We start from the raw sequence: 21,821 nt of genomic DNA on the forward strand, positions 1-21,821 counted from the left end.
TGACCTGCCCCCCGGAAGGTCCCTGGGTTTAATGTAGAGTTTGCTTCGCCGCGAAGGAGCAGACGACATGAGGAAAAGCCGCTTCACCGATGAGGAGGGAACCGTGGCGCCTGATGGCACCGCGTAAGTCCCGACGAACAGATCATCGGAATGATCAAGGAGCAGGAAGCCGGGATGGCGACGGCGGAGGTGTGCCGCCGTCATTCGCTCAGCCCGGCGACATTTTACAAGCTCAAGGCCAAGTATGGCGGTATGGACGTGTCCGACGCCCAGCGGTTGAAAGCGCTCGAGGACGAGAACGGCAAGCTGAAGCGCCTGCCGGCGAATGCGATGCTGGACAACATCGTGCTGAAGGATCTGCTGGGAAAGCCCTGACGACACCGAAGCTGCGGCGGGGGCAGTGCTACCGGCGGATCGGTCTGATGCTGGAGCGCAGGGGCATGCTGATGAACCCGAAGAAGCTGTATCGGCTCTACCGTGAAGAAGGGCTTTCGGTCCGGCGCAGGCGCGGCCGCAAGCGGGCCCGTGGAACACGCACGCCGATGCCTCTGGCCCTGATACCGAACCAGCGCCGGTCGCTGGACTTTGTCGCAGACACGTTCGGGGCGTCACGCAAGTTCCACATTCTGGCAGTCATCGACGATTGCTGTCGCGAGAACCTGTGCCTGATTGCCGACACCAGCATCTCGGGCGCCAGGGTAGCGCGTGAACTGGATGCGTTGGTGCGGATCTACGGCAAGCCCGATGGCATCGTCAGCGATCGGCGAGGATCAGAAAACGATCCGGGGGATCGTTTTCCCGAGGAGGGGAACTGAGTTCACCAGTCGGGTCATCTTGAAATGGACCGACCAGAATGACGTCGCCCGGCATTACATCGACCCCGGCAAGCCGCAGCAGAATGCCTTCATCGAAAGCTTCAACGGCAGCCTGCGCGATGAGCTGCTGAATGAGGACATCTTCGACGCCCTGGATGATGCTCGCCGCAAGATCGCTCTATGGCGCTACGACTATAACGCAGTCAGGCCGCACTCATCGCTCGGCAATCTGAAGCCCCTCGAATAACAATCTCGAACCGGCAGACTCTCGTTATGAACGAGGGACGAAAGGGGGGCAGGTCACAAGCCATCGCCAGTCCTTGAGGCGACCGAACATGATCTCAATGTGGTTGTGTCGTTTATATAGCCGCTTGTCGTATTTTACGGCCTCACTGCCGGACCTTCTCGCCCTGCTCCCCGCGGACGAGGAGATTGCTACAGTTACCGCCGACGGCGCCTCTGGCACGCACATCTGCCACGACGCCATCGCAGCCCGAAGCGCGGCGGCGGCGGTCATTCCTCCCCGCAAGAACGCACGGCCATGGCAGCCGGACAACGCTGGACCACGGGCGCACATCGAAATCCTGCGGGCGTCGAAGCATCTTGGCCGGACGCTGTGGCGGAACTGGAGCGGGTACCATCGCCGCAACAAGGTGGAAACGAAAGCAAACTGCGTGAAGTTGCTCGGCCAGTGGCCGATGTCCCGCGATTTCGACCGCTAGGTCACCGAGGCCAAGATCCGCGCGGCGGTCATGGACCGCGAAACGGCACTCGGTATCCCGCTCACGGTGCCGTCAGCATAAGTGCGTCTGGAGGAAGGGATCGGCGGTCCTAAGTTGACTCGCGCGATAGTGCCTCGACAACCTGAAGGACAAGCACGCGAAGAACGGGATGCTGTCGTCAGCCGAGTTCGAACAGCAGCATTTGATCAGACGTACAGCCGTCTAAGACACTCGGGGCTATTCACATTCCGGAAAGCGAGCATGCCGCGAAGGTTAAACGGGAACCTTCGCGACCTGCATTCTGCGAATAACAGGAACAAAGCAATCGAAGCCTTAACTGGCCTCGGCCTCGCGAAGAACCCGTTGATACCATTCCCGCGTCGGATCCAGCTGCACGGCACTGGTTGCGGCGGCAATTGCGGCGTCGCGCTCTTTTCGCAGCACATGGACACGGCTTTTCGTGAGCAGGAACTCTGCCTGCTTCGGCATGCTCTCGATAGAAGCCGTGCAGGCCGCAACCGCGCTATCCAGCCGTCCCTGCTTCATGCGTCGGACCGCAAGCGCATGCATCAGAGAACCGCGATAATAGGCCGAACTTTTTCGCGCCTTCCGATAAACCTCGCGGGCCTGATCGATATTGCCGTCGAGCACCGCCTTGAACAAAGCGGCAAGGATCAAGCGGGAAGCGATCGGATTGACAACATAATGATCGCAAAAATATGCGGGGATAAGATCGGCCTGACTGCATTGTGCGATCACCTCGAAATGACGAAGATCAACGCGTAACATTGGATCCGTGACGACAATAACCCGTCCGGACACGTCGCCGGTCGCAATACCCATTCCCGTATTCAGTTCGGATCTGAAATGCTGCCGGAAACGGGTGTCCCAAGGAACATCCGCAGGGTCGATCGAATATTGCGGTGCCAAGGCCAGCACATGATCGCACCCCATCAGCGCACTGTACTTGATCGCGCCATAGGCTCCCATGCTGCTGCCATAGGCAATCTTCTGCGAATATTCACCAAGCAGCGGGCGCAGAGCGACAGCGGCGGCCTCCACCGAACTTTGCGGATACCAGTTATTCTTCTTGGCAATAATGCCGAAGACATCGAAGTTCAAACTTTGCAGCGCCGCGCGTGCCGGAATGCCTTTGGCTGCAAAATCATGGTTCATCGGGCTGTACGACAGTACGGCTACAGGGCTGCGCACCCCTTCAGCGGCAGGCGCCGACTGAACCAGAATTTGATCATCTTCGAAGATAGTGGAGGCAACCATAGTTTCTCTCTGCGCCGAATGGCACCTTAAGTATTCTTAACTCTGTACGCATTCTCTCGTGCGCAGAACACACTGATCATACGCAACGCATGATCACGGTTCAGCGGGACCAAGCCTTCCACTTCCGAAAGCCTCACTCCCTCTGACGGCGGAACGTCGTCGCTGCTTTTAGACTGATTGCCGAACGAAACACCATAACGATTGTAGAGTTCTTCGGTGTCATACAGGTTCGCCGCCGCAACGGCCTCGGCGACGTGGCGGAACAGTTTCGGCTTGGACGTGTACCCAGCCTCTTCGGAAATGGTACGCAATGCACGCCAGAACCGTTCGGAGGCGGCGAAGCTGTAGTCCGGAACATCGTTCATGTTTTCAGGGAAGCGGCGCAACAGATCGAGCACGAACATGGATTCCGCACTGAGCGACTCGTTGCTGCGTTTCACCTCGGACGACAGGGCCGTATGGTCGACATCGGCCAGATCCCGTATCTGATCCAGAAAATCGACCAGCAGATCGCCTTCGCGCCACTGTTGCGGCTCGAACGGACGAACGATTGCGCGGGTATTGAACGCTTCTTCGTAGGTCCTGATGATCCGGGCGAAATCGGTACGGAAATTTTCCGGAGCCACCAGACCGCCGCTGCGCTTCAACTTCTCCTGCATCATGGAAAGATAGAAGTCCTCCGGTCGCCGCACATAGACAATCAGGCGTACTTCCTCGCCCCAGCGATAGAGGTAATCGCGCAAACTTCCGATGGTCGTCGCATTGATATGCGACATGACTGTGGCCGCGATTTCCTCGACCGAAAGCAGGATATGCGCACCGGGGTTTTGGGCAACATCGGCATCTATGACGGAACGCAACGCATCCAGTTCTTCGCCCGCTTGGGGTTGAGGCCGTTTGGCCGTCAGGTGCTTGAGAGGACGGGCTTTGAAATCCTTTCCGACCGCCGGATAAATGACACCGGCGCCTTGCAAAGTTTCCGCACTCCGCCGAAATACCTGCTGCAAATATGTGGTGCCAGTTTTCGGAAATCCGAAATGCAAAATCGTTGTCATTCTACCCGTTGCCCAGTTTTCTCGTTGGATGTGCGTTGATTGCACGATCATTGGTTTGTTGTTCGATGTCTGTCCGGCGCTCGTTGCACGCCCGATGATGGAGCATCAGCTAATTTAAAGCGCGTCTCAGAGCGCAGCGTAGTTTTTCGGAATGACCGAATGCAGCAGCATCCGCGATACCGGTTGGCACGGCAGATTCCGTACCTTTTCCATCTGCTGTTCGCCCCCGTCGCCGAAAATCTTGGAAATGTTTTCGGTCGTTCTGGCGTGATAAGCCGATGAACTGGCCTCGGCGACCATCGCGGCCATGCGCTTGCGGGCTTCGCCCGAGAATAGCTTCAGCAGCTTGAAATGCCGGATCGGCAGGACGAGTTCGGTGTCCCAGATCTCGTGTCCCGGCTGCGGCGTGCCGTCATTGTAATGCAGGGTGTGGAAGCCCTGATTGACGTGACGACCTTTCCGGAACTGCGCCAGCGAAATCTTTCGAAGACTATCGAACGTGCCGAAAGCATGGAACCTTGTATCCAGTTTCCACGACAATTCTGCATAAGGCCCGAATGCCCATTTGATCGGACCATGCTGGGCATATTCTTTGGACAGAGGCTGATCGACCCAGACATGGTGGTTGAAAAGCTCCAGAAAGTCCGTTTCGGCCCGGGTCAGGCTTTCGGTTGTCGCCTCGGGATCGGGGACGAGATCGACCAGAAGTGTGGCCATGGTCTCTTGCCCACGTTCGCGCAGGGTCCGTGCCAATTCCTGAATCGTGGAAAACCCTTGCGGCAGATCGACGAATTCATCGGCATCCAACGTCAATGCCCATTGGCCTTCGTTCAGATAGCCCTTCATCATACCTTCGATCCACATCCCCTTGGCGGTCAGGAAGCGCCCCACTTTGGGATGGAATACATGCACGTCATCATAGGGCAGCAATTCAGCGATGGGCTTTTCGGAGCCGTCATCGACGATGAAGAAATGCTTCACGCCCAATGCCTTATGGTGGTTGTAGAATGGCAGAAGGAAGTTTTCGTCATTCTTCATGCATGCGAAGATGCAGACATCGTCAATTCCGATTTCCAGACTGTCGGGGTCCGGATAGCCGTTCGAACGAAACAGCGTCCCAAGGATCTTTTCACTCGGAACCGCATCGACGACCTGATGCCGCCCCTGAACCGCCAGTTGCAGGTATTTATCTCGCATCTGGGGGTTGCGCGTGTTTTTCATAAAACACACACCCTGATTGAAGGTCGTCATCGCCTGCATCGAGATGTCTTCGTCGACATACCCGTCGGTCTTCGGGTTCAGCGGCAGACGGTTCTGGACTGCTTCGACCTCGACAATCGGATTGCTGATGCCCGCATCTGCGAAAAACTCGCGCGACCGCTTAGAGGCAAAGCCGTGATTGTCGGCCTTGATCCGCACAAGCGGAACCCGCGGATAGGCATTCATCACCGTCAGCAGGACATCCATTTCGTCATACTGACGCGGCAGGAAGGACTCGTCATATCCCACCTCCCGATAGAAATGCATCGGCATCGAGATCCGGCCGCTTGAACCATCGCCCCATTTTCCGGTGAAATGATGGAAAACAAAACCATCCGGATTCGCATCGGCGACGCTGAGCAGCAGTTGGCTTTCTTCCATCGTCACGAAATTGTCGCCATCCAGAGACGAATAGATCAGACCCCGAGCCGCGAAGCGATGGCTGTTCTTCGCCCGCCCGAAATGCCAGCCGTCCAGAGGCTGGTCCACGATCATTCGTAAATAACCGCTGGCCAATTCTTCCGGAAAAGTCGTGCGTACCCAGTCCTGCGTTTCGCGATCTTCGTCAAGGAAGATGATGATGAACTCAATCTGGTCGGAAATGGTCCGGTTGGCCTCGAGATTGGCGGCGAGCGTCCCGCGAACGTCGTCGGGTCGGTTCATGATCGGCGTGCAATACGAGATTTTCGGCTTTCGGCGCAGCGCGACGGCAAGGTCGGGCAGTTCAAGGACATCGCCCTGATCTGCACTGACGCCACGCTTCAGAAGGTGGCCGAAACGGGCATAATGTTCCTTCGGCCCCAATCCGACCAATTCGACATCAGGATAGGTGGTTGCGTACCAATCCGCATCAAATCCGATAGTATTCTCGACGATATCGATTGCGCGAAGCGGTTCCATCAAATTTCCTCTTGCTCTGCCGCAAAGACGGGGTCGATCCCTTCCGGACCCATGCCCCGATCCCAGACCACCGTCTGCGTCGGGAAGGCATCCGTCAGTCGGAGAGCCTGATTTTCCAGAACCTCCACGGATCTCTGGCTGGCCTCGTGGTCCCATCCCATCTTTTTGGAGAAACGGGCCACGGCAGCCGGTCGCGGCTCAAGAACCGGAACGAGCAGGGTTCCCGGTGAGCCGGCCGTCATCAATCCGGCGAAGTCCATGATCTTATTGCGCTCCCAGAACGGCTGGGTAATGAAGATGGCGCGGCGGCGCGCCTTTGCCGTAACAGGGCTGATGAAATGCGCCCCGACGATCTGCGCGAGATCGTCCGACAGCCGGTTCGGATCGGTGATCGCCGCACCGAACCATGGCAAGGTCGGGTCCGTTCCGGTGATCGCGGTCAGGCGCTCGGTTCGCAGCGGTTCGAAATCCCGCAAGGTCGAACTGGCCGCGCAAAGCGCGAACAGCGCCTGCTCTCCGTTTTCGATCAACTCGACATTTCGGGCCGCGAGATCGCGGGAAATGGCCTCAAGATCGCTGCCCGCGTGCACGAACAGCAATGCGGTCGTTACATCGGAGCGGCCAAACGACGTCCAGGACGACATGCGATTTTCTGTAACTGCCTCGATCACAGTTCAGCCTCCGGATCATTGAGATCGACATGCCGGACCAGACGATCAACGGCATCTGAATCGAAAGGCAGGTCCAGCAGGGTGAAAAGCGGCCGGATCTTCTCCGGCTCCTGCACGATATCCTCTAGCTGCAGGACGCAACTGCGCGAAGGCCAATCGGCAGCGCTTTTCCGGAAACCGTCCTGAACATCACTCAACTGCTGCACCAGTTCCTCGCGCGGCACTTTCCGCCACCAGCCCGTTCGAGCAATCGCTTCGGGATCGCGCAGGCAAAAGACAAAGCGCGCGCCGGGAAAGAACGCGTATAGAAACCGGAGTTGATCGGCGATCGACACGTCCGGCTCCAGATAGCGCACCTCGCGGAAACCGGACAAACGCGCCCCGACCGGCGGAGCCAGAACCGCCTTGGCAAAGGCTTCGGCCAGACGACGGCCCAGCGTTCCTACCTCGCGCATCAGTCCGGCGACATCCGCATTTGGTGCGGTCATTGCCTTATGGGTGCGGGCCTCGGCATCGAACCATGCGCCCATGATCTTGCTCAGAACGTCGCCGTTCTCGCCGCGAATGCACACCCCAGACTGGGAATTCAACAGGCGCTGGACCAGCAGGTCTCCGGCAAGGCCCACGCCGAAAACGAAGACGAACCCTTCGGGTGCCCCCAGCGCGGGAAATAGCGGCGCAACTTCGCTTGGTTGCGGAATCTTGTTCAGTTCGTTCATCATGCTTTACCGCGCAGCTTCAACGCGCTGGATTCCGGCGCTGGCATCAAGGGCTATGGTCATGACCGCGTGATCCCGCTCTGCCAGAGCAGATGTGGTCATCGCGTGATATTCCAGCATCACGGCTCGCAAGAGGTCATCGGAAACCTTGGGCGTTTCGGGATCGTTAGGGACCCGCGACGCAGCGGTCAGTTCCGCGATGACATCTTCGCGTTCGCGCAGAAGGTTTTCCTGCGTGCGAACGATCTCGCCAAGCTTCGCAAGTTCGTCGATCGAGTCAGGCGCGCCCTGATCTTCCTGCGCCCGGTCCAATGCGCTTTCCAGCTCGGCGATCTTTTTCTCGCGTTCGCGCAGCAAGGCCTCTTGCGCCAGAAACAGGTCGTCCGGTTTGACGGCATCAAGGATCGGGCCATCGGCAACCGCGCCAAGATGGGCCTCTTCCAGACGGACCAGCGCATCCTGAAGCTCGACAGCCAGCGCAAAGCGTTGGCGCTCTTTTTCATAGACGGCTTCGACCAGACCCGCCTGTACGCGTTCAAGTTCCGCGATCCGCCCCTGCGCGGCTGTCAATTCATCGTTGCCGCCCGTTTCGGAGGCAGACGGAGCAGGCGCAAAGCTGGCCTTGCGGTTCTGCACACGCAGATCGTCTATCTCGGCCTGCTGGGCAAGAAGGGCTTTCTGAAGGACCGCCAGCTCCTGGAAGCGTATGGCAAGCCTGTCATCATCCGGACGTGTGCTGCGCTTGGCTCTCTCTCGACTCATGAGTATCTAAAAGGCCTTCTGAATACATGGGAGCATCAAGCCCCGGGGTTCTGATACTTGTGGTTGTGCACTACAACAAAGGATCAGGCTGACTGGCCTACCACACAAGGGCAGCTGGTTGTACCTGTTACGGCGGCGACTAAGCCTATCCTTGCCGATTAGGGGTCCGCTGTTCGCCCGGTGCCCGCAGCATTTTCACACATAAGCGCGGTCGAATCTGGCAACGAAGGCATAGTCCGCGATCCGATCGGCATTCGACAGCGCCCGGCGAATTGGGGCACTCAGCCGCACATCTTTCGAAAGGGTGTCATCGGCGGCGGGGAATAACCGATTGATCTCATGGACGCAGGTCCCGAATGTACGGGAGATGTCCTCGAAAAACAGTTCGCGGTAATTCCCCGATCCGAAAGTCTGGCGGCACCACTCGATATCGTTGGTGCGCTCGACCACGTAGCTGCGCAATTCTTTTTCGTTCAGCGCCATCAGCCCGTCGCCCTTTTGCGACGCGCCATTGGCGGTATTCTGCCGAGCCGAGCTATTCTGGAATGCGGCCTGACGCGACACGAAAGCCTCGAACAGGTTGCGGCGGACCAGATGGACGACACGCGCTTCGTTGCGGATCCGGTCCCAAAGCGCGGAATCGCGAGGTTGGTGGTAATAATAGGCCAGAATTGCGACGTTCTTGCCGCTGGCCTTGGCCGATTCAGATATCGTGGACCAAAGGGCCTCCGGCTCGAATTCGGCCATTTTCTTGAGCCTGTCGAGTGGCAGGCCGGTCAGCTTGGTCAGGACGCTATGCGAATCCGTATGCTTACGCATGACTTCATGCATGACCACGATATCGGGACAGCACCTGCTCAGCGTGTCCAGGAAATAGCGGCCTCCGAAACGCGACGAGGTCATCACTACGTTCATATGGGTCATGGCATGCTCGAATCGTGCTGTTTGCGGAGCGTCGCCTGTAAGCGACACGCGGAAGTTGTGGCAGTTAATACAACCGCCAATAACATCCCAATTTAACAATTCCAAGTCACCGAACCAAAATTCCTGATCAGGGATTCTGATTTAACGCATTGATACAGAACAATTTCAGAGAAAATTTCATTCCCGATCGCGGAAGAAAAAGTCATGACATTAGGCAGGTCTGACGCAACTGCAGGCAGTTGTGCAAGATGCAGGACCGCAAATCGTGCCCCGCTGGCCTGCGCTTCGGCCATCGCAAAGCGACATGCGTGGTCCGAGGCGGTGACAATGATATCCGCGCCCTTTTCAAGCCCGTCGAGTCGGTCCCATGCCCCCGACCCGAATGTCAACTCGAACAAGCTGCGGTGATCCGTCATCGCAACGATCCGCTCCGTGTCCTGCTTCAGCCTTTGCTGCCAACGTTCCCGTTCGGCTGGCTGATCAAGGTTCTTCAGGAAGCACATCGCCTCATTGATCGATTGCATTGTAGATACTGCCGGACTGTCGATCACATAGTTTTCCGGTTTGGGATTGGCTGCCGCGCGCCGGACTGGCATCGGCAGCATCTGCGTGCGCGGCACCAGTTTTGCACCACGCAGGAAGGCGCCGATATTATCGGTATCAAGCACCATTTCCGCGGTTTCATAGTGATACAACGTCAGTCCGGGATATTTGGCGAGACCAGACAGAATCGCATCGACCTCGTCAAACTGTCGGGGCAGAAACCTTTCATCATAACCCACGCGACGATAGGACCAGGCGGGCATGGTCACGCGCCCCGAACTGCCGTCACCCCAAGTTCCCGAGAAATGATGGAAGATGAAGCTAGCACCTTCCGCGTCGAAGATATCGAGCAAAAGCCTCGTTTCGTCGCCCGTGACAAAATTATCCGCATCAAGCGAGGAATAAAGCTGCCCCGCAATAAAGGGCCGGAAGCTGTTCTTGGCTTTGCCGAAATGCCATTGCGGCATCCTTGGCAAAGCGATGACGCGCAGATAGCCGTCAGCCGCGGCATCCGCATGGTTCTGCAGCAGCCATGGAACAATTTCAGGCTGATCTTCGAAAACGATCACCACGAACTCGACGCGATCGCGATAAGCCATGTTGGCCGACAGGTTCTCTGCCAGCGTCAGTTGCAGATCTCCCAGCCGGTCCATCACCGGAATGCAGTACGAAAGCGCGATCCTGTGCGACGCGGGCGCATCAGGCTGGCGCCGCGCCAACGCACGCCCAAGACCGGCATCCAAAGACCTGTCTTGCCGAAACGCGCCGGTCCCCCGACCCAGCCGATGCCCGACGGTCAGAAAATGGCTTTCGGCGTCGAAATCGCCCGATGTGGCGTCGGCGTAACGATTGGCATACCAATGCGCATCGAACATGGGGTTCGCGTGCTGCAACAGATCGGAGAGCGACGGTTCTTTGCTCATGGTTCACTTCATCAATCGACAAACTCTCGGGAGGCTTGTCAGATAAACGGTCTGAGAAGCGTTGAACATATGGGTTGGAATGAGCAATAGGCCATACATGATGCGGCAAGAGTCGGTTCGGATGAGCACAAACACCACCCTCACGCCGGTCGGCTTCCTGAGTCTGGAAATTGCCGATGGTGATGTGTCCGACGCTTGGTGTAGCTCCATTGGACTCAAGATTCTCAGTGATCCCGCCCGACCCGGTCATGTCGAAATCCCGCTTCCCGGCTGGATCTGGCGCGATGTCGCCTCACCGGATGCAGCGCATATCCGCTGGACCACAGGCGAAGCAGAGATTTCACGGCAGGCAATATATGAGCGGCTGTCGCAGCTGACGGCAAAACCGGTCGATGCGTGGGACGCCCCCGCTTTGGTCGGTGTGCTGGAGCATTTCCATTATGGCGGCTTTTCGGCGACCCCACTGACGGCCAAGGAAAACGACTGGTTAAGGCAGGCGGCACAATTGACCGGACTGGGACAATTGATCCCCGAACCGTTCAGCCCGACAAAGGTGCTTCCGGGACAGGCCGCGATCAGCGCCTTCGGCACGGCTTTGCGCCGTCAGAACGGTGATGCGGACCCGATTGGAACGCTTGAGGAAGCCCTTGGCAAAGCACTTGCCTTGGCCCCTGATCTAGCGGCACAACAGGCATTGATACTTGCCGCGACGGTAGAGTTCTGTCGGGCCGACGCATTGCCTCAACTCATCGCGATCCTGCAAAGTCACGGATTGCCCGAGCCTGCGTCATGGGCGTTTGAGCCGTGGACCCGAGCACAGGCGATGGCCTTCCGACTTTGCGCCAGCGACCAGTCCGGCGCATGTGAGCTTGCCGACGAAATCGCCGCGAACCCTATGGATTGGGTGGCAACGCCGGTTCTGGCATGGGCGCTGCGCTATCCGTTCACAGCTGCCGGTCGGCATCTGTCGGGAAATGTTCGCACGACCTTGATCAGCGCGATCACCCGCTTTTCCGAGGCGCGCGCGCCGCTTTCATGCTCCGAGATGATCCGAAGCACCGTAGCATTGCTGGCTAATTCGCTGCATATGCTGGACAATGACCTAGCCGAGGCCGTCATCTGGCGCTCGCTTCGGGCATTCGGCACATCGCCGACCTTCTGGGATGGCGTCGCAGCAGCGGTATCCGCGGGCAAGACCATGCCAGCCGAACTGCTCGCGGGTCTGCAAGCCTTTCGCCTTTTGCAGCAAGGCGCCTATGCGACTGTTCCCACAAGACATGCAGCCTTGGTCGAGACCGGCCTTCGACGTCTGCGCAATCTGGGCGTGGCCGATATCGATCGGTTGCAGGTCGAGTTGATGAGCGCCTCACGCTCGGGACCGCTTGAAACCAATCACGCCCTGACCGAGGCACCCAATGGTCCGGCGACGCTGCTGCGCGCCGACCTTGCGCCCCGGACTTTGGCCGTTCCGCCCTCGCCGGCGATCCTGCGCAAGGCATTGCGCCGCGCGACCACCGACACCCCGACCGATGCCTTGGCCGACTTGCAACGCCGGACGATGGGACTGGCCCGAGCCTTGGCTGCCCCCGGTGCGCCCGACGCCCTAGCCTTGACCGAGCGACCTGCCGATCCTGCGGAGATGATTGAACAACTGTCATCATTGCTCGTTCAGCTCTCCGGCCCCGAGGCACGCTATTGCGGTATCGGTATCGGTTACGCTCTGCTTGCCGATCTGGTAGCCGAGGGTACGCATCGCGCCAAGGCCATCCTGTCCACAATGCTGCCCGTGATTTCGGGTCTGGTGCGGGGACTGAACAGTTCCGAACGCGCGCAAATGGCGCGGGCTCCATTTCCCCGAAGTGCCTCGGCCCGCCTGCACGCCTGTCTGGACGCGGCACCGGATCTATCAGCTTTGGCCGATGCATTGCCGCTTCGAGCGTCTCAGGGGTTTCGGACGGCCCTGCGCCGACCCAATGGAATTCCGACCGGACCAGCACTGATCGACACATTGGTCGTCGTCGTTTCGTGCCACGCCAATCTCGACACACGCGTCGCAGCTTTGCGGCAGGGCTGGTTGTCAGATCTTGAGCGGATGAACATACCCTATATCGTGCTTGTGGGTGGGGACGAGACACGTTTGAACGGCGACATCCTGCAAGTCGCCGCTTCTGACAGTTATGAAGGTCTACCACAAAAAATAATCGCGATGATCGACTGGGTTCTGAGCGAAACCGGCTTTGCTCATATGCTGAAGATCGACGACGATTGCCACGTCGATCCGGTCGCGTGGTTCGGCGATGCCCTTTGGCGGCAGACTGACTGGTATGGCCGGACACTCGACAAATCGGGCGGCCTTGCCGAGCGTGACTGGCATCAAGCCCGCGCCAAGAACGACGCTGCCCGCCTAAGTTTCGAAACATTGCCACTGGAAGGCATCTATACCGACGGATCGACCGGCTACGCTTTGAGCCGTGCCGCAATGTCGTCGATTTCGGCCGAGGCCAACCGGATCGAGGGCAGAAGACTGGTCGCGGGTGCCTTCTCCGAAGATCGCATGATTGGTGCGATGCTGACGCGGGCGGGTTTCATGCCCGAAAGCGGGAACTACTACAGCCTGATCCTGCGCAAATCCTGCTCCGATGGATTGGCTGTCCCGCAATGGTCGGAAGGTTTCATGCCGAATGACCGAATTCGTCACACCAAGGTCGTCCACTTCGATGGCGTTGTCCCGAATGCCTGGATCGAGTCTTCCAGCCAGGCTGCCCATCTACTGCCCGCGCGGATCTGGCCCTCGGCCCGCCTGCCCGGAACAGCCTTTGACAATGCTGCGCTTTGCCTGATCAGTCCCGAAAGCACCGTTAACAGAGCAATCGAGGCCAAGATTGCTGTCGCGTCGGTTGTCCGCAATGAACGCGCGATCCTGCCGCATTTCCTTGCACATTACCGCAACCTCGGGGTCGAAGCCTTCCTTATCGCGGACAATCTGTCCGATGACGGCACGCTGGAATATCTCGCCGGACAGCCAGACGTGGCGCTGTTCAGCGCCTCGGGCCAGTTCCGGCATACGGATCAGGGCACGGACTGGAAACTGGCCCTCATGAGCCAGCTACGCTGCGGCCGCTGGACGCTCGTCGCGGATGCCGACGAATTCCTGGTGCTTCCCCACAATATCGGTCTGGCGGAACACATCGCTAAGCTGCCGGAAGCGGTCGATGCCCAGCGGGTTCTGATGCGCGATATGTATCCCGAGGGTAATTTTGCCGTAGCGGATTTCAACCGACAGGCACCGTTCGACGCGGCTCCACTATCTGACGCCGAACCATTCCTGCGCAATTCCATCTGGCGCGGGCCTTTCTCGAATTGCGAGACCCTCACCAGTGCCCTGCGGCACAGGCTGATGCCGGATGCGCGCATTGAGGCTTTCGTCGCCCAGAAAACGGCGCTTGTCCGTTATCAACCGTGGATGCGCTTCTCGACCAGCATGCATTACGCCACCGAGGTCACGCTTGCGGCCGACGACCTTATTTTCGCGCATTTCAAGTATCATGCAGGCTTTGCAGGCAAGGCCAGATCGGAAGCGAAACGGGGCCAGTACTGGAACTCGGCCGAGGAATACCGGACCTATTGCGAGACGGGATTCGCAAGCAGCTAATGGCGCTGAAATCGGCCGCGACAGTCCCCTTCCCTCTGGCCAGCCGTGATCGGACTGGCCGGAGGTTTCATAGCCATGCGGCCACGCTCCTATATAAAGGCGGTAGCTACGATCTCGATCAGCGTATCGCCCCCAAGATCGGCAACGCCGACGGTTGCGCGGGTAGGCAAGGCGTCCGGCGCCAGCCATTCCTTCCAGACCGCGTCCATCTGGGGTTTCAGGGCCATGTCGGTGATGAAGATCGTCACCGACAAAAGACGCGATTTATCGCTGCCAGCGACTTCCAGATAGGTGTCGAGCTTTGCAAGGATTTCCCGCGTCTGGCCCGCCATATCTAGCGTTTCGTCATCGCTGACAGTTCCGCCTATAAAGATCATCCCGTTGCGTTCGACGATCCGGTGCATGATCGGGGTTTGCAAGAAACGGTTGGTCATGGGCTTTCCTTTCGGTTTGGTTGAAAATCGCTGGGTGCATGGCCCGCCACAGCCTGAATGGCGGCGGGGGTGTGCGGCATGGCAGCCAATTCGGCCAAGCGCAGCGGCTTGACCGGAGCGCGCAGCCGGTATGTGCCGACTTCCGCAGGGCTTTTGCCCTGCATTTCCGCCATGATCTCGGTCACGGTCGGGGCGCACATTCGCCCCTGACACGGTCCCATGCCGCATCGCAGGAAGGTTTTCAGCTGGTTCGGCCCTGGCACACCTAGCCCGACCGCTTGTCGCAGGGTTCCGGCACGGATCTCCTCGCAGCGGCAAACGATCGTGTCGGGATCGCGTGGTGCCCTGAATTGCGGAGCCGGATGATAAAGCAGGTCTAGGAAACGCCGCCCCCTCAGCAGATATCTCGCCCGACGTTGCAGAGCGCTCAGTTGCCTGGCGCAATCCGGATCCGTTCCGATACGTAGATCAGTCGTGGCGGTCATTGCCGCAATGCGTCCCGCAACTGCGGCGTGACGGGCACCGCCAATGCCCGCGCCATCGCCCGCACAGATGATCCCCGGCACCGAGGTCCGCCCGACTCCATCGACGACGGGACGGAAGCAATGCTGCGCGTCATCCCAGACCAGTTCGCAGCCCGCCGCCGAGGTCAAGTTGATCGCAGGGATCACGCCTTGATGCAGCAGCACCGTATCCGCCTCGATCACGTGCTGTTTCTTGCGGGTCGAGAAGCGGACCTTCTCGGCGCGGTCCTGACCCGAGACAGCGATATCCTGCACGCCGCCGATCACCTTGATCCTGCGATAGGCCGAGACGAGCAGCGAGAGACCCTTGCGCAGATATGGCGATGCGGCAAAGCTTGGCAGATGTTGGATCGCCGCCCATCGCTGACGTCGATCTGACGTGTCCAGCAACGCGACAATATGCGCGCCAGCATCGGAAAGCTGGTTGGCAAGCAGGTACAGCAGAGGCCCGCACCCTGCCAGCACGATCCGGCCCTGCGGAACTGCGGATGCGGATTTCAGGGCGATCTGCGCGGCACCTGCCATCATGACACCCGGCAAGGTCCAACCCGGAACCGGCATGGGCCGTTCGGTCGCTCCGGTGGCAAGGATCACCCTGCCCGCACGGATGCGCCGCGCCGATCCGCCCAATGTCAGGCCGATCTCGGGCTCGGACTCGGGGTGTGCGCCTTGCAAGCTCCAGACGGTTGCCCCCGCCGCGTAATCGGCCCGACAGTCCAGAAAGCGCTGCACCAGTGGCAGGCCCTCGGCGTAGGACGCACCAAGCAACTTAAACGCGACAGGCCTATTGCGGGTAATGGCGCGGTAAATCTGTCCCCCCGGCGCGGGGTTCTCGTCGCAAAGAAGAACCCGAACATCATGGCTGGCTGCCTCGGTGGCGGCCGCCATACCTGCGGGGCCTGCGCCAATCACTACGATGTCATAGCGATCGGCCAGATCGGCGGCAGCCGTCATTTGTTTCACCGGCACGAGATCGTCCCCTGCTTCAGCTGGCGGGCGCGGTTCTGGCTGCGGACATCCATTCCCTCGCGGATCTCGACCAGACAGCTCTGTCGGTTTTCGACCCCGTCAATTTCGACGAGGCAATCGAAACAGACCCCCATCAGACACAGAGGCGCGCGCGGAGCCCCGCTGACCACGCTGCTGCGGAACACACCCACACCCGAGGCAAGCAGGGCCGTCGCCACCGTCTCGCCCTGCATCGCGCGCAACGGTCTACCGTCGAAGAAAAAGCCGATCTCGTCGGCAACGGCTTCAATGCGCCTGAACATGGAACCTCCGCGAATGGAACGGGGCCAGTTCGGGTGCCAGGGCGCCTGCCGCGATCATCGGCGCAACCCTGAGCATATGGTTCGAGGCCAAAGTGACACCTGAATGGCAGCTGGCAAGGAAAGCGCCGGGATGGCGCTCAGATTGTTCGTAGATCGGCATCCCGTCCATGGTCTTGATACGAAAACCTGTCCAACTTCGCAGGACGTTGGCCTCGGACAGGCAGGGAAAGACCCTGATCGCGCGATGCGCCAGAACGGCACTGATGTCCTGATCGGTCATGATGGATTCCGTCCCGGTTTCCTCGCTGTCGCCAATCATCACACCGCCCTCGTCGGTCTGACGGATGGTGGCCGAGACATGATCAAAGAAGGGACGGCATTTTTCAGTGACCAGAATCTGGCCCTTGCTGCGCTTCATCGGCGCATGCAGCCCAAGCATCGGGGCAAGCCGCTGGTTATCAAGGCCCGCCGCCAGCACGACACGTCGCGCCAGAACCGACCCCCAGTTTCCCGAAAGCCGGAAGCCATTCGAAACCGCGGCGATATCGCTGACGGCGTGGTGCGCGCGATACTCGACGCCGCGTGCGGTCATCGCGACATGCAACGCGCGAAACAACCGCAATGCGTTCACATGACCATCGGCGCGCGAATAAATCGACCCCACCACATCCGGCCCGACATGTGGCAGACGCACCCGCGTCGCTACCGCATCGAGAACCTCATATGACGCCGCGCGAACGCCGGTTTCCGAGCGGATACGCACCATCTCGGAAGCAAGCTGCTCCAGTTCCCGATCCGACAGCGCAAAGCTGAAACCGCCGCGCTGGCTTAGGCCGACATCGATGCCGCTATCCGCTGCCAGTTCTGTCGCAAATTCCGGCCAGCAGCCGGCGGCGGTCTGCGACCAAAGTGCATAGTCAGGCGCGCCAAGGCCCTTGCCCTGTACCCAAACCAGCGCGAAATTCGCCCGGGAGGCACGCAGATCCAGATCATCGCCATCTAGCACAAGGGTCGAGACGCCTTCGCGCGCCAGCCCCCACGCTAAGGACGCGCCGACAAGTCCGCCTCCGACGACCACCATGTCGCGGATTTCAGGGTTGTGCATCATTTATTCCAGAGAAGTGTGAACGATCCGGCGCGGCAGGTTGCCACGCCGAAAACCAAGATCAACTCAGTCGCGGGGGCTGATATCGACCTTGAACCATTTCTCGGACAGCGCACTGACCGTGCCGTCCTTGACCGCAGCACCGACCGCTTCGTCGAATTTCTGCTTCAGCTCGGAATCGTCCTTGCGCAGACCAACACCGATCACACCAAAGATCCCGCCCGAAAGCATCGGGCCCGTGACCTTGGCCCCCGCCATGTCCGGCTTGGTCAGGGCCTCGGCCAGAACGGTCGCATTGGCAAGAACGGCATCAAGGCGACTGTTCATCAGGTCGAAATTATGCTCTTCGGCGGTCTTGTATTCGCGCAACTCAACGCTGTCGCCAAAGGTGTTTTCCATAAAGGCCGAGGCCGTCGTGGACCCCTGCACCCCGATCACCTTGCCATCAAGTAGTGGGCGGATTTCGTCCAGACGCTTCTGGGCCTGATCCGACTGGCTGGTCAGTGACCACGTTTCCCCCGTGCCGGGCAAATCGGCAAGCGGGCTGTCCGGTGCAACAGCCAGAACGTTGATCCCCGCAGCGTATGGTTTCGAGAAAGCAATCACCTTTTCACGTTCAGGTGTAACACTCATCCCCGCCATGATCGCATCATATTTGCCAGCCGTCAGCGAGGGGATGATCCCGTCCCATGCTTGGGCGACGATTTCGCGTTTGACCTCCATGCGTTTGCACAGATCTTCGGCCAGATCGATCTCGAAGCCCTTGAGCTTCCCATCTGGTCCGGTGAAATTCCATGGTGCATAGGCGCCTTCGGTCGCTATACGCAGGACCTTTTCCTCGGCATGCAGCGGTAGTGCAGTGGCCACCGCCATTGCGGCAGCAATCATCATGACTGGTTTCATTCGATATCCTCTCTGTTCGTGTCGGCTTGTTCGTTTGCAGGACGCATCAACCTTGGCGCGAGATGAACTGGCGGAACCGCTCGGTTCGCGGCGCAGTGAACATCTGATCGGGCGTGCCCTCTTCGGCGATCAGACCCTGATCCAGAAACACCACCCGGCTGGAAACCTCGCGCGCAAAGCCCATCTCGTGGGTGACAACCAGCATCGTGCGCCCCTCGGCGGCCAGATCGCGCATGACCTTCAGAACCTCGCCGACCAATTCCGGGTCCAGCGCCGAGGTTGGCTCATCGAACAGCAACACGTCCGGCCGCATGGCCAAGGCGCGGGCGATGGCCACGCGTTGCTGCTGCCCGCCAGACAGATGCGCGGGATAGGCATCGCGCTTCGATGCCAGACCGACGCGCTCGAGCAGGGCTTCCGCCTCGGCAATGCAGTCTTGCATGTCGCGGCGCTGGACGTGGATCGGAGCCTCGATCAGGTTTTCCAGCACGGTCTTGTGGGACCACAGATTGAAGGACTGGAACACCATCGCGGCTTTCTAGCGCAGTCGCTCGACCTGTTTGGGGTTCTGCGGTCGCGGGGGCTTTCCGGGCCGCTGATCGAACGCGATACTTTCGCCGCAGATCGACACGCTGCCCGCATTCGGCACCTCGAGCAGGTTCATGCAGCGCAGAAAGGTCGATTTTCCAGAACCCGACGAGCCAAGGATAGAGATCACCTCGCCCTCGCAGGCAGTCAGCGAGACGCCATGCAGGACTTCGTGATTGCCATAGCATTTGCGAATGCCGTTCATCTCGACGGCGGGGATGGCATTGCGTTCAGACACGGGATTCCTCGATCTGATTGGGCTGGACATGGGGCCGCTGGCGTTCGGGGGAAAAGCGGCGCTCAAGCAGCGTGAAGCCACGCGCGACCGCAAAATTGATGACAAGGTAGATCGCACCGGCGCAGACAAAGACCTCGACCGGGCGGTAGCTTTGTGAGATCAGTTTGGCGGCGAGCCCCGTGACCTCCATCACCGTGATGGTCGAGGCCAAGGCCGTCGATTTCACCATCAGGATGATTTCATTGCTATAGCCGGGTAGCATTTGGCGCAGGGCCAGCGGCAGCGTGATCCGGCGGAAGGTGAGCCAGTGCGACATGCCGCAGGAACGCGCTGCCTCGATTTGGCCGGACGGGACCGAGAGGAGCCCACCGCGCACCACCTCGGCGCTATAGGCCGCGGTGTTCAACGCCAAGGCCAGCATCGCGCACCAATAGGCCTCGCGAAGAAACGGCCAAAGGAAGCTCGCGCGCAATCCGGTGAATTGCCCGAGCCCGTAATAGATCAGGTAGATCTGGACCAGCAAAGGTGTGCCGCGAAAGACAAAGATATAGGCGCGCGCCGGGTAATCCAACCAGACACGGTTCGACAGACGCATAAAGGCCAGCGCGAATGCAAGGATGCCCCCTGTCACGACCGACAACAGCGCCAGTTGCAGTGTCAGCGGTACGCCGCGCAGCAAAGTCGTCAGGCTTACGGCCATGAAGGTCAGGAAATCGCCCATCACGCCGCCCTCCGGACACCGCGCATGGCGCGCAGTTCAAGCCAGGCGAAAATCCGACCAGACGCAGCAGTGATCAGCAGATAAAGCGCCGCCGCCGTCAGGAAAAAGCTGAAGGGCTGCCGTGTCGAACCCGCGCCGATCTGTGCCTGCCGCATCAGTTCGACCAGCCCGATCACCGAGATCAGCGCCGATTCCTTCAGCACCAACTGCCAGACATTCCCCGCGCCGGGGACCGCGAAACGCAGGGCCTGAGGCATGACAACCCTGCGAAACAACAACGCGGGACCCATACCGCAGGCCCGACCCGCCTCGATCTCGCCCTTGTTCAGGGCAAGGACCGCACCGCGAAACACCTGCATCTGATAGGCCCCCGACACCACGCCAATGGCGAGGATGCCGACCACAAATGCGGGAATGGTGATGAAACCATCATGCCCTGCCAGATCGGCCAATGCGGCCAGAAACTGGCCCGATCCGAAATAGAACAGGTAGATCACCAGAATATCCGGCACTCCCCGCATAACGGTGCTATAGGCGCCCGCCACGGACCGGACAGGAACAAGGCCGGAAAAGCTCGCGGCGGCGGCGATGCAACCCAGCACCACGCCAATCACGTAGCCGCCGATCGCGACCGATAATGTCATCGCTGCGGCGCGCAGCATGCTCCAGCCCCAGCCATCCGGCCCGAAGCCCATCAGTGTCAGGTAATCCAAGTTTTCAGTTCCCTGTCGTCAGCGGCCAAGCTTCGACGGGACGTGCCCGTCATAATTGACCCCGCACCCATTCGCCCTACGGCAGCCTCGGATGTTTGTTGATTGACTTCAGGAACCACATTCGAAACCGTGCGGTCAAATTCAATCCAAGACGGAGAGCATAACCAAATGTTATCCAATCGGTTAAACCTGCGGCAGGTCGAGGCGTTCCGCGCCGTCATGATGGCGGGCCAGATCACCGCTGCCGCGGAACTGCTTTCGATCACCCAACCAGCCGTCAGCAGGCTCATCCGCGATTTTGAACACGCGACCCGCCTGCGCCTGTTCGAACGGCGCGGTAACCAGATCACCCCCACCCCCGAAGCATTGTCCTTGTGGCGCGAGGTCGAGCGTTCCTTCGTGGGTCTGAACCGGATTGCCGGCGTCGCAGACGAAATCTCGCGCCACGCCGCTGGCACCCTTCGGATCGCAGCCATGCCTGCACTTGCCAGCGGGATCTTGCCGCGCTTTCTCGGACGGTTCCTACGCGACAAGCCGAACCTTCGGGTTTCGTTGAATGGCATGCCCTCGACCACGGTGATCGAGGCCGTCGCCAGCGGTCAGGCCGAAATCGGCTATGCGGATGGCACGCTGGGCCTACCCGGATTCATCGTCACGCCACGTTCACTTGCCGCCATCGTGGCGATGCCCGAGGGCCATCCCCTGACCGCGCGGCAAGTCATCCACCCCCATGATCTGGCCGGAGAGAGGATGATCACGCTCGAACCGGGTACGATCTTCGCAATGCGCGTCGAGGTCGCCCTGGCAGGTATCCCGCGCCTGACCTCGATCGAGACGCGCCTGTCGCATACGGCGCTGTCACTGGTCAGCGAGGGCACGGGCATCGCGATCATCGACCCGAGTTCTGCGGCCGAGTTTTCCGGTCGTGGCGTGGCCATCCGGCCCTTCGGACCTTTCATCGAGGCGGGTTTTCTGACGATCCATTCGGCAAATCAGCCGCAATCCGATCTGATCGACTGTTTCCAAGCCGAATTCGGGGACTACCACGACGAATTCGTTGCGCGGCAGATTGGTTAATCAGGCCAAAGATAGAACGGCTG

General features: G+C 59.6%; 18 protein-coding genes and 3 pseudogenes. 5 read left to right on the plus strand and 16 right to left on the minus strand.

The window, feature by feature from the left end; genetic code table 11:
* The first annotated feature begins 150 nt into the window (after positions 1–150).
* A pseudogene (locus GL286_RS11455) lies at positions 151–1,062 on the plus strand (IS3 family transposase).
* 145 nt (positions 1,063–1,207) lie between these two features.
* Positions 1,208–1,618, plus strand: a pseudogene (locus GL286_RS11465) (transposase); the annotation flags it as partial.
* Between the two features lie 252 nt (positions 1,619–1,870).
* On the opposite strand, the gene GL286_RS11470 reads toward GL286_RS11465, so the two are convergent.
* The 8 genes from GL286_RS11470 to GL286_RS11500 form a co-directional block, all read right to left on the minus strand.
* On the minus strand, positions 1,871–2,815 hold the full coding sequence (locus GL286_RS11470; protein WP_155095712.1) for a tetratricopeptide repeat protein: 945 nt from the start codon (positions 2,813–2,815) through the stop codon (positions 1,871–1,873).
* Positions 2,816–2,841: 26 nt separating this feature from the next.
* A complete protein-coding gene (locus GL286_RS11475; protein WP_155095713.1) occupies positions 2,842–3,870 on the minus strand; it encodes a hypothetical protein in 1,029 nt (342 codons plus the stop codon).
* 126 nt (positions 3,871–3,996) lie between these two features.
* A complete protein-coding gene (locus tag GL286_RS11480) occupies positions 3,997–6,030 on the minus strand; it encodes a glycosyltransferase family 2 protein (RefSeq protein WP_170295156.1) in 2,034 nt (677 codons plus the stop codon).
* Positions 6,030–6,674, minus strand: a complete 645-nt coding sequence (locus GL286_RS22150; protein WP_170295157.1) for a hypothetical protein — start codon at positions 6,672–6,674, stop codon at positions 6,030–6,032. Before GL286_RS22150 ends, GL286_RS11480 begins: the two co-directional genes overlap by 1 nt.
* Before the next feature lie 23 nt (positions 6,675–6,697).
* Entirely contained in the window at positions 6,698–7,420 is a 723-nt protein-coding gene (locus GL286_RS11485; protein ID WP_170295158.1) for a sulfotransferase, read from the minus strand.
* A gap of 6 nt (positions 7,421–7,426) precedes the next feature.
* Positions 7,427–8,182 carry a hypothetical protein gene (locus tag GL286_RS11490; RefSeq protein WP_155095716.1) on the minus strand — a complete coding sequence of 252 codons (756 nt, stop codon included), beginning with the start codon at positions 8,180–8,182 and terminating at the stop codon, positions 7,427–7,429.
* A gap of 195 nt (positions 8,183–8,377) precedes the next feature.
* Complete coding sequence (locus GL286_RS11495; RefSeq protein WP_155095717.1) at positions 8,378–9,106, minus strand: hypothetical protein; 729 nt, start codon at positions 9,104–9,106, stop codon at positions 8,378–8,380.
* Positions 9,107–9,198: 92 nt separating this feature from the next.
* Positions 9,199–10,002 (minus strand): hypothetical protein, encoded by an 804-nt coding sequence (locus GL286_RS11500; RefSeq protein ID WP_155095718.1) that lies wholly within the window; start codon positions 10,000–10,002, stop codon positions 9,199–9,201.
* Between GL286_RS11500 and GL286_RS11505 the strand changes: the two genes are divergently transcribed.
* A complete protein-coding gene (locus tag GL286_RS11505; RefSeq protein ID WP_170295159.1) occupies positions 9,958–10,662 on the plus strand; it encodes a hypothetical protein in 705 nt (234 codons plus the stop codon). The genes GL286_RS11500 and GL286_RS11505 overlap by 45 nt on opposite strands.
* A gap of 31 nt (positions 10,663–10,693) precedes the next feature.
* Positions 10,694–14,224 (plus strand): glycosyltransferase family 2 protein, encoded by a 3,531-nt coding sequence (locus tag GL286_RS11510; RefSeq protein WP_170295160.1) that lies wholly within the window; start codon positions 10,694–10,696, stop codon positions 14,222–14,224.
* Positions 14,225–14,313: 89 nt separating this feature from the next.
* On the opposite strand, the gene GL286_RS11515 is transcribed toward GL286_RS11510, so the two are convergent.
* The 8 genes and pseudogenes from GL286_RS11515 to GL286_RS11550 all read right to left on the minus strand — a co-directional run bounded on the left by GL286_RS11515 (position 14,314) and on the right by GL286_RS11550 (position 20,721).
* Positions 14,314–14,658 (minus strand): RidA family protein, encoded by a 345-nt coding sequence (locus GL286_RS11515; RefSeq protein WP_155095721.1) that lies wholly within the window; start codon positions 14,656–14,658, stop codon positions 14,314–14,316.
* Complete coding sequence (locus GL286_RS11520; RefSeq protein ID WP_155095722.1) at positions 14,655–16,136, minus strand: FAD/NAD(P)-dependent oxidoreductase; 1,482 nt, start codon at positions 16,134–16,136, stop codon at positions 14,655–14,657. Before GL286_RS11520 ends, GL286_RS11515 begins: the two co-directional genes overlap by 4 nt.
* A gap of 5 nt (positions 16,137–16,141) precedes the next feature.
* Entirely contained in the window at positions 16,142–16,453 is a 312-nt protein-coding gene (locus GL286_RS11525; RefSeq protein WP_155095723.1) for a (2Fe-2S)-binding protein, read from the minus strand.
* The gene (locus GL286_RS11530) at positions 16,437–17,558 is read right to left on the minus strand and encodes an NAD(P)/FAD-dependent oxidoreductase (RefSeq protein ID WP_211596291.1); all 1,122 of its coding nucleotides are present in this window, start codon (positions 17,556–17,558) and stop codon (positions 16,437–16,439) included. Before GL286_RS11530 ends, GL286_RS11525 begins: the two co-directional genes overlap by 17 nt.
* 66 nt (positions 17,559–17,624) lie before the next feature.
* Positions 17,625–18,461, minus strand: a complete 837-nt coding sequence (locus GL286_RS11535) for a lysine/arginine/ornithine ABC transporter substrate-binding protein (RefSeq protein ID WP_155095725.1) — start codon at positions 18,459–18,461, stop codon at positions 17,625–17,627.
* 46 nt (positions 18,462–18,507) lie between these two features.
* A pseudogene (locus tag GL286_RS11540) lies at positions 18,508–19,254 on the minus strand (ABC transporter ATP-binding protein).
* 25 nt (positions 19,255–19,279) lie between these two features.
* Positions 19,280–20,008 carry an ABC transporter permease gene (locus GL286_RS11545; RefSeq protein WP_155095726.1) on the minus strand — a complete coding sequence of 243 codons (729 nt, stop codon included), beginning with the start codon at positions 20,006–20,008 and terminating at the stop codon, positions 19,280–19,282.
* A complete protein-coding gene (locus tag GL286_RS11550) occupies positions 20,008–20,721 on the minus strand; it encodes an ABC transporter permease (RefSeq protein ID WP_211596295.1) in 714 nt (237 codons plus the stop codon). The genes GL286_RS11545 and GL286_RS11550 overlap by 1 nt, the downstream gene beginning before the upstream one ends.
* Positions 20,722–20,889: 168 nt before the next feature.
* Here GL286_RS11550 and GL286_RS11555 point away from each other — a divergent pair, with 168 nt between their 5' ends.
* Positions 20,890–21,798, plus strand: coding sequence for a LysR substrate-binding domain-containing protein (locus GL286_RS11555; protein WP_155095727.1), 909 nt, complete (start codon positions 20,890–20,892; stop codon positions 21,796–21,798).
* Positions 21,799–21,821: the final 23 nt, after the last annotated feature.

The sequence above is a fragment of the Paracoccus aestuariivivens genome (assembly GCF_009711225.1).
Taxonomy (GTDB): domain Bacteria; phylum Pseudomonadota; class Alphaproteobacteria; order Rhodobacterales; family Rhodobacteraceae; genus Paracoccus; species Paracoccus aestuariivivens.